Annotated in this window: 13 protein-coding genes; all 13 read left to right on the top strand. The window is 64.8% G+C overall.

From position 1 onward, the window contains the following. Nucleotides 1-8 precede the first annotated feature (8 nt). Complete coding sequence (gene pilW / locus QPK31_RS11605; protein ID WP_290423091.1) at nucleotides 9-812, top strand: type IV pilus biogenesis/stability protein PilW; 804 nt, start codon at nucleotides 9-11, stop codon at nucleotides 810-812. Between the two features lie 7 nt (nucleotides 813-819). After that, nucleotides 820-1,836: a helix-turn-helix domain-containing protein gene (locus QPK31_RS11600; RefSeq protein ID WP_290423090.1), complete on the top strand. Its 1,017-nt coding sequence runs from the start codon at nucleotides 820-822 to the stop codon at nucleotides 1,834-1,836. 12 nt (nucleotides 1,837-1,848) lie between these two features. After that, on the top strand, nucleotides 1,849-3,123 hold the full coding sequence (gene ispG / locus QPK31_RS11595) for a flavodoxin-dependent (E)-4-hydroxy-3-methylbut-2-enyl-diphosphate synthase (protein ID WP_290423089.1): 1,275 nt from the start codon (nucleotides 1,849-1,851) through the stop codon (nucleotides 3,121-3,123). Nucleotides 3,124-3,211: 88 nt separating this feature from the next. Further along, a complete protein-coding gene (gene hisS / locus QPK31_RS11590) occupies nucleotides 3,212-4,558 on the top strand; it encodes a histidine--tRNA ligase (RefSeq protein WP_290423088.1) in 1,347 nt (448 codons plus the stop codon). A gap of 61 nt (nucleotides 4,559-4,619) precedes the next feature. After that, nucleotides 4,620-5,276, top strand: coding sequence for a tetratricopeptide repeat protein (locus QPK31_RS11585; protein ID WP_290423087.1), 657 nt, complete (start codon nucleotides 4,620-4,622; stop codon nucleotides 5,274-5,276). 87 nt (nucleotides 5,277-5,363) lie between these two features. After that, nucleotides 5,364-6,518 carry an outer membrane protein assembly factor BamB gene (bamB, locus tag QPK31_RS11580; protein ID WP_290423086.1) on the top strand — a complete coding sequence of 385 codons (1,155 nt, stop codon included), beginning with the start codon at nucleotides 5,364-5,366 and terminating at the stop codon, nucleotides 6,516-6,518. Nucleotides 6,519-6,527: 9 nt separating this feature from the next. Next, nucleotides 6,528-7,871 (top strand): ribosome biogenesis GTPase Der, encoded by a 1,344-nt coding sequence (gene der, locus QPK31_RS11575; protein ID WP_290423085.1) that lies wholly within the window; start codon nucleotides 6,528-6,530, stop codon nucleotides 7,869-7,871. 233 nt (nucleotides 7,872-8,104) lie between these two features. Further along, nucleotides 8,105-8,341: an RNA chaperone Hfq gene (hfq, locus tag QPK31_RS11570; protein ID WP_026354376.1), complete on the top strand. Its 237-nt coding sequence runs from the start codon at nucleotides 8,105-8,107 to the stop codon at nucleotides 8,339-8,341. 32 nt (nucleotides 8,342-8,373) lie between these two features. Beyond that, complete coding sequence (hflX, locus tag QPK31_RS11565) at nucleotides 8,374-9,576, top strand: GTPase HflX (protein ID WP_290423228.1); 1,203 nt, start codon at nucleotides 8,374-8,376, stop codon at nucleotides 9,574-9,576. Nucleotides 9,577-9,579: 3 nt separating this feature from the next. After that, entirely contained in the window at nucleotides 9,580-10,887 is a 1,308-nt protein-coding gene (gene hflK, locus QPK31_RS11560) for an FtsH protease activity modulator HflK (RefSeq protein ID WP_290423084.1), read from the top strand. Further along, on the top strand, nucleotides 10,887-11,759 hold the full coding sequence (gene hflC, locus QPK31_RS11555) for a protease modulator HflC (protein ID WP_290423083.1): 873 nt from the start codon (nucleotides 10,887-10,889) through the stop codon (nucleotides 11,757-11,759). Before hflK ends, hflC begins: the two co-directional genes overlap by 1 nt. A 456-nt stretch (nucleotides 11,760-12,215) precedes the next feature. After that, the gene (locus QPK31_RS11550) at nucleotides 12,216-13,370 is read left to right on the top strand and encodes an ATP phosphoribosyltransferase regulatory subunit (RefSeq protein ID WP_290423082.1); all 1,155 of its coding nucleotides are present in this window, start codon (nucleotides 12,216-12,218) and stop codon (nucleotides 13,368-13,370) included. Between the two features lie 3 nt (nucleotides 13,371-13,373). Further along, the gene (locus QPK31_RS11545; protein ID WP_290423081.1) at nucleotides 13,374-14,690 is read left to right on the top strand and encodes an adenylosuccinate synthase; all 1,317 of its coding nucleotides are present in this window, start codon (nucleotides 13,374-13,376) and stop codon (nucleotides 14,688-14,690) included. The last annotated feature ends 3 nt before the right edge of the window (nucleotides 14,691-14,693 follow it).

Raw genomic sequence — 14,693 nt, 5'->3', positions numbered from 1 at the left:
GCAAGGGAATGAACGGGGCAGCGACCCGCCTGGCGGCGGCGCTTGCCCTGTGCCTGTTGTCGGCCTGCGCCAGCAATCCGGGCGGCGGTTCCACCGCCGAACTGAAGACCGCCTCCGACCAGACCGTGGCCGAGAAGCGCGCCGCGATCCGCCTGCAGCTGGCGGTCGAGTACTACCAGGACGGCAAGTACGAGATCGCCCTCGACGAAATCAAGAAGGCGATCGCCGCCGACGGCGATTACGCCGACGCCTATGGCGTGCGCGCCCTGATCTACACCGCGATGAACGAATTGCCGCTCGCGGAAGAAAACTACCAGCACGCGCTGCGCCTGGCGCCGCGCAATCCCGAGCTGGCCAACAACTACGGCGCTTTCCTGTGCCAGCGCGCCAACCGCCCGCAAGAGGCGATGCGCCATTTCGACGCCGCGATCGCCAACCCGTCCTACCGGACGCCGGTGAGCGCGATGGTGAATGCCGGGCAGTGCAGCCTGAAGACGAAGAATTACGACGCGGCCGAGCGCTACCTGCTCAATGCGCTGCGTTTCAACCCCGACCTGCCGGCCACCAGCGCCGGCCTGGCGCGGGTGTACTACGAGCGGCGCGACTACGGGCGCGCCGGTTTTTTCATACACCGCCTGACGGACGTGTCGACACTCGACACCCTGTCCGCCGATGCCTTGTGGCTGGCCATCCGGGTCGGACGCAAGAGCGGCGAGCGCGCGAACGAAGCCAGCCTGCTGGCGCAGCTGCGGCGGCGCTTCCCGGGCTCGCCCGAGTTCGCGGCGTACGAGCGCGGGGCATTCGATGAGTGAGACGACAATGACTTCTGAGCGCGCAGACCAGGGCGCCACGCCGGCCAACCACCACAGCCATCCGGGCGCCACCCTCGCCGCACAGCGCGAAGCGATGGGCTGGAGCGTCGAGCAGGTGGCCGAGCAGCTCAAGCTGGCGGTGCGCCAGGTGGTGGCGATCGAGGCCGGCGACTACGCGGCCCTGCCGAGCCCGGCCGTGACGCGCGGCTTCGTGCGTGCCTACGCCAAGATCGTGCGTCTCGACCCGGCGCCGCTGGTGGCGATGGTCAAGATGGACGAGCCGGCTCCCAGCGAGCTCGATGGCGCCGCCGCCCGCCGCGAACGTCCAACTTCGTTCTCGGAATCGCGCTTCCCGACCCATGGCCGGCGTTCCAGCCTGCCGCTGGGCTGGATCGTCGCGGTCGTCGTGGTGGCTGCCGCCGCCGGCGCCGCCTGGAATTTCGGCCTGATCAAGCTGCCGGGGAGCGATGCCACGGCCACGGGCGATGCCATCCAGACCGTGCCGGCCGACGGCGCGGCCACCGGCGCCGGCGCCGACGCTGGCCACGATCCTGCCGTGCCGCTGATCTCGGTGCCGGCCCAGGGCGACGCCAACGCGGCCCCGGCAAATGGCGCGACGACTGCGCCGGCAGGCCAGGCGCCCGCCGCCACACCGCCCGCCGTCCAGACCGCACCGGCCTCGCCGACGACCACGGCGCCCGCGACGACCGCGCCAGCCGCGAATGCGCCGGCTGCCATCGCCACCGTGCCGGCAGCGCCGGCGGCGGCGCCTGCCCCGGCCGGCGCCAACACCCTGGTGCTGAGCGTGCGCGAGGATTCCTGGATCGAAGTGCGCCCGCAAGGCGGCCGCGCGCTGATTTCGCGCCTGGTGAAAGCCGGCAGTACTGAAACCGTCGAAGTGCCGGGTACCGCGACCCTGGTGGTCGGCAACCCGAACGGCGTGAGCGCCACGCTGCGCGGCGCCGCCGTGGCGCTGCCGCAAGTGCCGGGCAAGACCATTTCCCGTGTCACGCTGAACAAATAAACGGAAACACCCATGAATGCCATGAACATGCCCATTCCTTCCGGTCCGATGGCGCGCCGCGCCAGCCGCCGCGTGCTGGTCCAGCACGGCGCGCGCAAGGTCTGGATCGGTGGCGACGCCCCGGTGGTGGTGCAGTCGATGACCAACACCGACACCGCCGACGTGATCGGCACCGCCATCCAGATCAAGGAACTGGCGCGTGCCGGTTCCGAGATGGTGCGCCTGACCGTCGACAAGCCGGAAGCGGCTGCCGCCGTGCCGGCGATCCGCGAGCAGCTCGACCGCATGGAAGTGGATGTGCCGCTGGTCGGCGACTTCCACTACAACGGCCACATCCTGCTGCGCGACTTCCCGGAATGCGCCGCCGCGCTGTCGAAGTACCGCATCAACCCGGGCAACGTGGGGCAGGGCGCCAAGCGCGACACCCAGTTCGCCCAGATGATCGAAGTGGCGATCAAGCACGACAAGCCGGTGCGCATTGGCGTCAACTGGGGAAGCCTGGACCAGTCGCTGCTGGCGCGCATCATGGATGCGAATGCCGCGCGCGCGAACCCGTTCAGCGCCCAGGCCGTGATGTACGAAGCCCTCATCACCTCGGCCATCGAGAACGCCGTGCGCGCCGAGGAAGTCGGCCTGGCGAAAGACAAGATCATCCTGTCGTGCAAGGTATCGGCGGTGCAGGACCTGATCGCGGTCTACCGCGAACTGGCGCGCCGCTGCGACTACCCGCTGCACCTGGGCCTGACCGAAGCCGGCATGGGCAGCAAGGGCATCGTCGCCTCGACCGCCGCGCTGTCGGTGCTGCTCCAGGAAGGCATCGGCGACACCATCCGCGTGTCGCTGACGCCGGAGCCGGGCGGCGACCGCACCAAGGAGGTCGTGGTATCGCAGGAGATCCTGCAAACCATGGGCCTGCGCAAGTTCACCCCGATGGTGATCGCCTGCCCGGGCTGCGGCCGCACCACCTCGACCGTGTTCCAGGAACTGGCCGACAACATCCAGAGCTTCCTGCGCGAGCAGATGCCGGAATGGAAGAAGTCCTACCCGGGTGTGGAAGCGATGAACGTGGCCGTGATGGGCTGCATCGTCAACGGTCCGGGCGAGTCGAAGCATGCGAACATCGGCATCAGTTTGCCGGGCACCGGCGAATCGCCGGCGGCGCCGGTGTTTGTCGATGGGCAAAAGTTCGCCACGCTGCGCGGCGAGCGGATCGTCGAAGAGTTCCAGGCCATCGTGCTGGATTACGTGAAGAAAAACTACGGCAAACAAACCGAAATCGTTGGCTAAACGTAGGGTGGGTTCTCGAACCCACCAAGCATGCCGCACGGTACATGGTGGGTTCAAGAACCCACCCTACGAATCAAAGAACGCAATCATGTCCAAACCAGAAAAAATCAATGCCATCAAAGGCATGAACGACATCCTCCCAGCCGACGCACCGCTGTGGGAACTGTTCGAGAACACCGCCGAAACGATCCTGAAGAGCTACGGCTACCAGAAGATCGTCACCCCGATCGTCGAGGAAACCCGCCTGTTCGCGCGCGCCATCGGCGCCGTGACCGACATCGTCGAAAAGGAAATGTATTCCTTCGAGGACTCGATGAACGGCGACCAGCTGACCCTGCGTCCGGAAGGCACGGCCGGCGTGGTGCGCGCCGTCATCGAGCACAATCTGGTGTACGAAGGCCCGAAGCGCCTTTGGTACAAGGGCCCGATGTTCCGCCACGAGCGTCCGCAGCGCGGCCGCTACCGCCAGTTCTTCCAGTTCGGCGCCGAAGCCGTCGGCTTTGCCGGCCCGGACATCGATGCCGAACTGATCATGCTGTGCCGCCGCCTGTGGGATGACCTGGGCCTGCAGAACGTGCGCCTGGAACTGAATTCGATCGGCAACGCCGACGAGCGCAACCGTCACCGCGCCGACCTGATCGCCTACTTCGAACAGCACAGCGAGGTGCTCGACGCCGAAGCCCAGCGCCGCCTGCACAGCAACCCGCTGCGCATCCTCGACACCAAGAACCCGGCCATGCAGGAGATGGTGAACGGCGCGCCGCAACTGCTGTCGTATCTGGGCGAGGAATCGCTGGCCCACTTCAACGGCGTCAAAAAGCTGCTCGACCGTAACAACGTCCAGTACACCGTGAATCCGCGCCTGGTGCGCGGCCTCGATTACTACAACCGCACCGTGTTCGAGTGGGTCACCGACGAGCTGGGCTCGCAGGGCACGATCTGCGCCGGCGGCCGCTACGATCCGCTGATCGAAACCTTCGGCGGCAAGCACACCCCGGGCGTCGGTTTCGCGATGGGCATCGAGCGCATCGTCGAGCTGATGAAGGGCCTCGGCGAACCGGCCGCGCCTTCGCAGTGCGACGTCTACATGGTGCACCAGGGCGAGGAAGCGCAGGTGCAGGCCTTTATCCTGGCCGAACGATTCCGCGATGCCGGCCTGGATGTTGTGCTACATTGCGCAACGCCGGCCGGTGCGGGCAGCTTCAAGAGCCAGATGAAGAAGGCCGACGCCAGCGGCGCCGCCTTTGCCGTCATCCTCGGCGAAGACGAAGTGGCCAACAACGTGGCGGCCGTGAAGTCGCTGCGCGCAGCTGCTGGACAAGCCGGCGAGCAGCAGCAGGCCAGCGTTGCCTTCGACGCCGTGGTCGACCACGTGGTGGACGCCATCATCGGCGACCATGACCACGACCACGATCACGTGCATTACCATCCATAAGCGACGTTTCAACAGCACTGAAGTCCCGATCCATCGATAATTATCAGACAGACGAACGACCATGGCATACGACCTCGAAGAACAAGAACAGATTGCCTCATTCAAGGCTTTCTGGTCCAAGTACGGCAACCTGATCACCTGGGTGCTGATCATTGCGCTCGGCTCCTTTGCCGCCTATAACTTCTGGAACCAGCACGTGCGCAAGTCGTCGACCGAAGCGTCGGCCCTGTACGACACCCTGACCGAGGCCGTGATCGCCAACGACAACGCCAAGGCCCAGCGCATCGCCGCCGACATCCAGGACAAGTTCAAGCGCACCGCGTATGCCCAGATGAGCGCCCTGGCCGCCGCCAAGACCGCCTTCGAAGCAAACGACCTGAAGACCGCCAAGGTCCAGCTGCAATGGGTGGTCGACAACGGCAACGACGAATACCAGTCAGTCGCGAAACTGCGCCTGGCCGGCGTGCTGCTGGACGAGAAGAACTACGATGGCGCCATGAAGCTGCTGAACGAAAAGTTCCTGCCGCAATTCTCGGCCGAAGTGCAGGACCGCAAGGGCGACGTGCTGGTGGCGCAGAACAAAATCGCCGACGCCCGCAACGCCTACGTTGCCGCACTGGCCGCCATGGGTCCGAAGCATCCGGGCAGCCAGCTGGTGCGCATCAAGCTCGAAGCGATCGGCGGTACCGCCCCGGAAGCGCCGAAAGCCGCAGCGTAATCGTCGTTTGATACGGCCCGCGCCATGCCGCCAAGGCGGGCGCGGGCTTTGCGTCCTCTACAGACTTAAGAACAAGGCTAAAAGAATATGCGTATTACCCGTAAGCTGGTTGGTGTCGGTGTCCTGGCCCTGATGACGGGCTGCTCGACCTTGAGTTCGCTGAATCCCTTCTCGTCGAAAGACAAGACCAACGAGCCGGCCAAGCTGGAAGAACTGAAGGCCTCGATGGCCGTGCGTACCGCATGGAAGCTCGATATCGGCAAGGCCAAGGGCTACCAGTTCTCGCCTGCGCTGGCCGGCAACACCCTGGTCGTGGCCAGCGCCGAGGGCGATATCGCCCGCGTCGAGGCGGCGGACGGCCGTTCGATGTGGCGCATCAAGGCCGGCTCGAACCTGACCGCCGGCGTCGGCACCGACGGCAACGTGATCGTGGTCGGCGCCGCCAAGGGCGTGCTGATGGCCTTCGACATGGACGGCAAGGCGCTGTGGAAGACCCAGCTGTCGAGCGAGATCCTGTCCGCCCCGGCCGTCGGCCAGGGCATGGTGGTGGCGCGTTCGATCGACAATCGCATCGTCGGCGTCGATGCCGCCACCGGCGAAAAGAAATGGACCGTGCAGCGTCCGTCGCCACCGCTGACCCTGCGTAACGCGCCGGGCATGCTGGTGCACGACAAGGACGTGATCGTGGCCCAGCCGGCCGGCAAGCTGACGTCCTTCCTGATGGCCACCGGCGCTCCGCGCTGGGAAGTCGAGGTGGGCATGGCGCGCGGCGCCACCGAACTGGAACGCGTCACCGACATCGGCGGCGCCCCGGTGATCTTCGAATCCGACGTCTGCGCCGTATCCTACCAGGGCCGCGTGGCCTGCTTCGAGCTCGCGTCGGGCTCGCCGCGCTGGAACCGCGACCTGTCCTCGGAAGTGGGCGTGGCCGTCGACCAGCGTTTCGTCTTCGCCGCCGACGACAAGGGCGCCGTGCATGCGTTTGCCCGCGACAGCGGCGCCAGCGTCTGGAAGAACGACAAGCTCGCCTTCCGCGCACTCTCGACGCCGCTGTCCTACGGCCGTGCGGTCGCGGTCGGCGACTACCAGGGTTACATCCACTTCCTGTCGCGCGAGGACGGGTCGTTCCTGGCGCGCGCCGCCCTCGACGGCGGCGCTGTCAGCGGCACGCCGCTGGTGGCCGGAAGTAACCTGATTTTTCAAACACAAAATGGAACTGTGGCCGCCATCGCGGTCGAATAGAATAAATACATGAAGCCGGTAATTGCACTCGTTGGTCGCCCGAACGTCGGAAAGTCGACCCTATTCAACCGCCTGACCCGTTCGCGCGACGCGCTGGTGGCCGACCTCCCTGGCCTGACGCGCGACCGCCACTACGGCGAGGGGCGGATCGGCGAGCGGCCCTTCCTGGTCATCGATACCGGCGGTTTCGAGCCGGTGGCCAAGGAAGGCATCATGCACGAGATGGCCCTGCAGACGAAGCAGGCCGTGGCCGAAGCCGACATCGTCGTCTTCATCGTCGACGGCCGCCAGGGCCTGACCCCGCACGACAAGACCATTACCGACTTCCTGCGCAAGTCCGGCCGCCAGGTCATGCTCGTGATTAACAAGTCCGAGGGCATGAAGTACACCTCGGTCACCGCCGAGTTCTACGAGCTGGGCATGGGCGACCCGTATGTCATTTCCGCCGCTCACGGCGACGGCGTGCACGACCTGGTCAACGAAGCGCTCGACCTGGCCTTTGCCCAGCGCCCAAGCGACGAGGAAGAACTGGAGCCGGCGGACCGCGGCGTGAAGATCGCCCTGGTCGGCCGTCCGAACGTCGGCAAGTCGACCCTGATCAATACCCTGGTCGGCGAGCAGCGTGTGATCGCCTTCGACATGCCGGGCACCACCCGCGACTCGATCGAAGTGCCATTCGAGCGCGACGGCAAGCAGTACACCCTGATCGACACCGCCGGCATCCGCCGCCGCGGCAAGGTGTTCGAAGCGATCGAGAAATTCTCGGTCGTGAAGACCCTGCAATCGGTGTCGGAAGCCAACGTGGTCGTGCTGATGCTGGACGCCCAGCAGGACATTTCCGAGCAGGATGCGCACATCGCCGGCTTCATCCTGGAATCGGGCAGGGCGCTGGTGGTGGCCGTCAACAAGTGGGACGGTTTGACCAGCGACCAGCGCGACCAGGTGAAGAACGACATCGACCGCAAGCTCGACTTCCTCGGCTTTGCCGACATGAAGTTCATCTCGGCGCTGAAGGGCAGCGGCGTGTCGCAGCTGATGAAGTCGGTCGATGCGGCCTACGCGGCCGCGACGGCGAATTTGTCGACCCCGCGCCTGACCCGCGCGCTGCAGGAAGCGATCGAGAAGCAGGAACCGAAGCGCAAGGGCGGCACCCGTCCGAAGATGCGCTACGCCCACCAGGGCGGCCAGAATCCGCCGGTCATCGTCATCCACGGCAATGCCCTGGACGGCGTGACGGAACCGTATAAACGCTACCTGGAAAAACACTTCCGCGACACCTTCAGCCTGATCGGCACGCCATTGCGGATCGAGCTGCGCAGCGGTAAAAATCCTTTCGATAAGCGCGAAGGGTAATCCAATCCGGATAAGCGCGCCCGGCAAACCCGCCGGGCCGCTGCGCAAGCCATCTCCCGTGGGCTGTATTGCTCGTTTTAATGTTTTCTTAAGCGTAGCAGTACGACAAAAAAGGGTAAAACAGGTTACAGTAACCGCAGGCCATCGTTCGCAAAGCTGAATCTTGCCCCGTCCACTTGAAATGGCGGCATTAGCCTCCAATTTTTAAACTACAACAACATTACGGAGCTGTTATGAGCAACAAAGGGCAACTGTTACAAGACCCATTCCTCAATGCCTTGCGCAAAGAGCATGTCCCTGTCTCGATCTACCTGGTCAACGGGATCAAACTGCAGGGCCACATCGAGTCCTTCGACCAATACGTCGTCCTGCTCCGCAATACCGTCACCCAAATGGTGTACAAGCATGCCATTTCCACCGTCGTGCCGGCTCGCGCCGTCAATCTCAACCTCGATTCCGAAGCTGAGTAAGGCCGATGGCTGACGCCCTCGGTACAAGTACCATGCGCGCCGCGCTGGTCGGCATCGATTTTGGCGCTGTCGACTTCAGCGCCAGTCTCGAAGAGCTCGCCTTGTTGGCGCGCTCGGCCGGCGCGGAGCCGATCACCACGATCACCGCAAAACGTTCCGCCCCCGATCCTGCCTATTTTGTCGGCAGCGGCAAGGCCGACGAGATCGCCCAGGCCGCGACCGTCGACAATGCCGACATCGTCATCTTCAACCACGCCCTGTCGCCCGCCCAGCAGCGTAACCTCGAGCGCCGCCTGAACCGCCGCGTCATCGACCGCACCAGCCTGATCCTCGACATCTTCGCCCAGCGCGCCAAGAGCCACGAGGGTAAGTTGCAGGTGGAACTGGCCCAGCTGCAGCACCTGGCCACGCGCCTGATCCGCGGCTGGACCCACCTGGAACGGCAAAAGGGCGGTATCGGTTTGCGCGGTCCCGGCGAAACCCAGCTCGAGACCGACCGCCGCCTGATCGGCGAACGCGTCAAGGCCTTACGTGCCCGTCTCACCAAGCTGCGCAAGCAGCACGAGACCCAGCGCCGCCAGCGCGGCCGGAACAACACCTTCTCGGTCTCGCTCGTCGGCTATACGAATGCCGGCAAGTCGACCCTGTTCAATACGCTGACCAAGGCCGGCGTGTATGTGGCGAACCAGCTGTTCGCGACCCTGGACACCACCAGCCGCCGCCTCTACCTCAACGACGAGGTCGGCAGCGTGGTGATTTCCGACACCGTCGGCTTCGTGCGCGAATTGCCGCACCAGCTGGTTGCCGCTTTCCGCGCCACCCTGGAAGAAACGATTCACGCCGACCTGCTGCTGCATGTGGTCGATGGTTCCTCGCCGGTGCGCATGGAACAGATCGAACAGGTCAACGACGTCCTGCGCGAAATCGGCGCAGACCATATTCCGCAGATCCTTGTGTGGAACAAGATTGACGCGGCCGACCTCCAGCCCGGGGTCGAACGTGATGAATATGATAAAATCAGCCGCGTTTTTATCAGCGCCCGCAGCGGCGCCGGCCTCGATCTGTTGCGCGATGCAATCGTCGAGGCAGCCGGCTCCGCGCCTGGCCTGAGCGCTAAAAACGAAGAGCAGGACGATGCCGCGACGAAGGCGTCGGACGCATCCGACCAATCGGATGGGTCGGACGACGACTTCGGCGCAAGTATTCCAACCTCCACCCATCTCGGGCCCCACTAGCCTATGCTCGTTTCCTTACTTAAACGTTTTGGCGTCAAACTGTCGCTGAACGATCCGCGCTGGGGTAACAATCCCAAGCGTGACCCCAAGGCCCAGGAGGGCCGCCGTCCGGGTGAAGGTCCGCCCGATCTCGACCAGATGTGGCGCGACTTCAATGCGCGCCTGAACCGCCTGTTCGGCGGCCGCGGCAACAACGGCGGCGACGCCGGCGGACCGTACCGCTCGGAAGGGCGGGGCGCCGGCATCACGGCCACCGTGATCGGCTTCATCGTCGTGCTGATCTGGCTCGCCAGCGGCGCCTTCATCGTCCAGGAAGGCCAGGTCGGCGTGGTGACCACCTTCGGCCGCCTGAGCCACACCACCGGCGCCGGCTTCAACTGGCGCTGGCCGGCCCCGATCCAGGCCCACGAAACCGTCAACGTCTCGCAGGTGCGTACCGCCGAAATCGGCTACCGCGACAACGTGCGCAACAAGCAGCCGGCCGAAGCGCTGATGCTGACCGACGACGAAAACATCATCGACATCCAGTTTGCGGTGCAGTACACCCTGAAGGACCCGGTCGCCTGGGTCTTCAACAACCGCGACCAGGACACCAGCGTGCACCAGATCGCCGAAACGGCGGTGCGCGAAGTGGTGGGCAAGAGCAAGATGGACTTCGTGCTGTACGAAGGCCGCGAAAAGGTGGCCGTCGACGTCCACACCATGATGCAGGCCATCGTCGACCGCTACAAGCTGGGCGTCCTGATCACCAACGTGACCATGCAGAACGTGCAGCCGCCTGAGCAGGTGCAGAGCGCTTTCGATGACGCCGTGAAAGCCGGCCAGGACCGCGCGCGCGCCGGCAACGAAGGCCAGGCCTACGCCAACGACGTGATCCCGCGTGCGCGCGGCGCCGCGAATCGCCTGCTGGAAGACGCGTCGGCCTACCGCTCAATGGTCATCGAAAACGCCACCGGTAACGCCTCGCGCTTCAACCAGGTGGTGGCCGAGTATGCCAAGGCCCCGGGCGTGACCCGCGACCGCATGTACCTCGACACCATGCAATCGATCTTCAGCAACACCACGAAGGTGATGGTCGACGCCAAGTCGGGTTCCAACCTGCTGTACCTGCCGCTGGACAAGCTGGTCGCCCAGGTCGCCGCGAACGACGCGAATGTCGGCCGTGCGCACTCGGGCCCGGTGCAGGCGCCGGCCCAGCAGGGCGCGGCCGCGCAAGGATCGACTTCGCAGGAAGTCCTGCAAAACATCGAAGCGGTGCGCCAGCGCGACTCGCGCAGCCGCGATACCTCACGTGACAGGGAGAGCCGTTGATGAGCCGCCTCGTAACCATTTTCGTGGCGGGCTTCATTGCCCTGATGCTGCTGTCCTCGACGGTGTTCGTGGTCGACCAGCGCCGCTTCGCGATTGTCTTCGCCCTTGGTGAAGTGCGCGAAGTGATCGCCGAGCCGGGCCTGCACTTCAAGCTGCCGCCGCCGTTCCAGAACGTGATCTATCTCGACAAGCGCATCCTGACCCTGGATACGCCCGATGCCGACCGCTTCATCACGTCCGAGAAAAAGAACATCTTGGTCGACGCCTTTGTCAAATGGCGCATCGTCGAGCCGCGCCTGTACTACGTCAGCTTCAACGGCGACGAGCGCGCCGCCCGCAACCGCATGTCGCAGATCGTCAAGGCGGCCCTGAACGACGAGATCACCAAGCGCACCGTGCGCGAAGTGATTTCCGGCGAGCGCGGCCGCGTGATGGATGCCGTGCGCGACAAGGTCGTGGCCGAGGCCAAGCAGATCGGCGTCGGCATCGTCGACGTGCGCCTGAAGCGCGTGGACTACATCGATCAGATCAACGACTCGGTCTACGACCGCATGCGCGCCGAGCGGGTGCGCGTAGCCAATGAACTGCGTTCGACCGGTTCGGCCGAAAGCGAGAAGATCCGCGCCGACGCCGACCGCCAGCGCACCGTGATCCTGGCCGAAGCCTTCCGCGAAGCCGAGAAGATCAAGGGCGAGGGCGATGCGAAAGCGTCCGCGATCTATGCGGAAGCGTTTGGCAAGAATCCGGAGTTCTACAAGTTCTATCGTTCGCTCGAAGCTTATCGCGCCAGCTTCAAGGCCCAGGGCGATGTGATGGTGATCGATTCGAATTCGGAGTACTTCAAGTACTTCAAGAATCCGGGCAGCAAATAATCGCCGAGCAGCATGCCAAAGACGCCGCGCACCCCGCGGCGTTTTTTTATTCGTGGTCGCCGCATATTGATATCGGCTCCCGTGCGGTGGGCCGGGCCGCGCAAGGCACTCCCTGCCCACGCGGAACGATGCGTCAACGCGGCATCATTGCATCCGTCAGCGACCGCACAGAAACGTAGGGTGGACGGCTCTGCCGTCCACGCGTTCAACTAACCGATGCCGATCGCGACCGTGGTGTGCATCGTTTCCGTGAACGCGTGGACGGGGGACCCGTTCACCCTACGCCCCTTCGGCTTATGCGGCCATGAATCGACGCTTGCGACCGAACGAGCTCTTCAAGCAACATCAACCGCCAGCCCCGCCGCATTTTCAGGTAAAATTGCCGATTCGGCGACGACTTCGCACGTTCGAGCGCGCCTTATTGCATCAATCTTAACAATCCATTAGCTGTTGCCCATGCCGAACTGGCTCCTGCCCGAGAATATCGCCGACGTCTTGCCGTCCGAAGCCCGCAAGATCGAAGATCTGCGCCGCACGATGCTCGACACCTTCCGCCTGTACGGCTACGAACTGGTCATGCCGCCGATGCTCGAATACGTCGAGTCGCTGCTGGCCGGCGCCGGGCAAGATACCGACCTGCGCACCTTCAAGCTGATCGACCAGCTGTCCGGCCGCCTGCTCGGCCTGCGCGCCGACATGACCACGCAAGTCGCCCGCATCGATGCGCACCTGCTGAACCGTAACTCCGTCACCCGCCTCTGCTATGCCGGCAGCGTCCTGCACACCCGTCCGTCGGGCCTGCACGCCACGCGCGAGCCGATCCAGATCGGCGCCGAGATCTACGGCCACGCCGGCCTGGAAGCCGACGCCGAGATCCAGGAACTCGCCCTGGCCTCGGTCGCCCTGGCCGGTTTCACGGAAGTGCGCCTCGACATGGCCCACGTCGGCGTGCTGCGCGCGCTGCTGGCCGAAGACGCGGCGGCGAAAAAAGACGAAGCCCAGATCACCGCACTGCTGCGCGCAAAAGACGTGCCCGGCCTGGCCGAGCTGACCCGCGATTACGCGCCGGTAACGCGCGACGCGCTGCTCGCGCTGCCGAACCTGTACGGCGACGTCGAGGTGTTGGCGCGCGCGAAAGACATCCTGCCGGCTTTGCCCGGCATCACCCGCGCACTGGCGGAACTGGCTGCCCTGGCGGCCGGCGCCTTCAAGCGCGCCGAGGTCGCGATCGACCTGGCCGACCTGCGCGGCTACCAGTACGAAAGCGGCGCCATGTTCGCGCTCTACGTGCCGGGCCTGCCGAACGCAGTCGCCAGGGGCGGGCGCTACGACCACGTGGGCGAAGCATTCGGGCGCGCACGTCCTGCCACCGGCTTCTCGCTCGACTTGCGCGAGCTGGCGCGGTTGCTGCCGACGGCAGAGCGCAAGCATTCGATCCGCGCCCCCTGGGGCAACGCGCCGGAGCTGCGCGAAAAAATCGCTGACCTGCGCAAGGCAGGCGAAGTCGTGATCCAGTCCATGCCGGGTCACGATAATGTTCAGGACGAGTTCGAGTGCGACCGCGTGCTCGTCCTCGAAGATGGAAATTGGATTCTCAAAAACTTAGGTTAAGTGATGTCAAATACTACCGTGGCAAAGAACGTCGTCGTCATCGGCACCCAGTGGGGCGATGAAGGCAAGGGCAAAATCGTCGACTGGCTGACCGACCATGCGGCCGGCGTCGTTCGTTTCCAGGGCGGCCATAACGCCGGCCATACCCTGGTCATCAAGGGCCAGAAAACCGCGCTGCAGCTGATCCCGTCGGGCATCATGCGCGAAGGCGTGGCCTGCTACATCGGCAACGGCGTGGTCGTTTCCGTGCCGGACGTGATGCGCGAAATCGACAAGCTCGAAGCCGCCGGCATCGAAGTCGCCTCGCGCCTGAAAATTTCGGAAGCCTGCCCGGTCATCCTGCCTTACCACGTCGCCATCGACAAGGCACGCGAAGCCAAGCGCGGCGAAAACAAGATCGGCACCACCGGCAAGGGCATCGGCCCGGCCTACGAAGACAAAGTGGCGCGCCGCGCGATCCGCATCGCCGACATGCTCAACGAAGAGCGCTTCGCTGAGAAGCTGAAGGAAAACCTGGAATACCACAACTTCGTGCTGGTGAACTACCTGGGCGGCGAAGCGATCGACTTCCAGAAGACCTTCGACGACGCGATGGCCCTGGTGCCGCGCCTGCGTCCGATGGTCGGCGACGTGTCGTCGCAGCTGTACGCCGCGCACAAGGCCGGCGGCCACCTGCTGTTCGAAGGCGCGCAAGGCTCGCTGCTCGATGTCGACCACGGCACCTATCCGTTCGTCACCTCGTCGAACTGCGTGGCCGGCAACGCCGCTGCCGGCGCCGGCGTCGGTCCTGGCATGCTGCATTACATCATGGGCATCACCAAGGCCTACACCACCCGCGTCGGTTCGGGCCCGTTCCCGTCGGAACTGTCGACCGCCGAAGGCGTCGGCGAGCACCTGTCGCGCGTCGGCCACGAGTTCGGCACCGTCACCGGCCGTGCGCGCCGCTGCGGCTGGTTCGACGCCGCACTGCTGCGCCGCTCAGTCCAGATCAACGGCGTGTCGGGCATGTGCCTGACCAAGCTCGACGTGCTGGACGGCATCGAGTCGCTGAAGCTGTGCACCGGCTACAAGATCAACGGCGTTGAGGCCGACATCTTCCCGGTCGGCGCCGAAGAAGCCGCGCTGTGCGAGCCGGTCTACGAAGAAATGCCGGGCTGGACCGAATCGACCGTCGGCGCCAAGTCGATGGACGAGCTGCCGGCGAATGCCCGCGCCTACATCAAGCGCATCGAAGAACTGGTCGGCATCCCGGTCGACATGGTCTCGACCGGCCCGGACCGCGAAGAAACCATCGTCCTGCGCCACCCGTTTGCTGCCTGAGCA

Origin of the sequence: Massilia sp. YIM B02769 (assembly GCF_030411995.1) — a bacterium.
Classification (GTDB): domain Bacteria; phylum Pseudomonadota; class Gammaproteobacteria; order Burkholderiales; family Burkholderiaceae_D; genus Telluria.
Note: the sequence above shows the minus strand (reverse complement) of the source record. Positions and strands in the feature narration are given on the sequence as shown.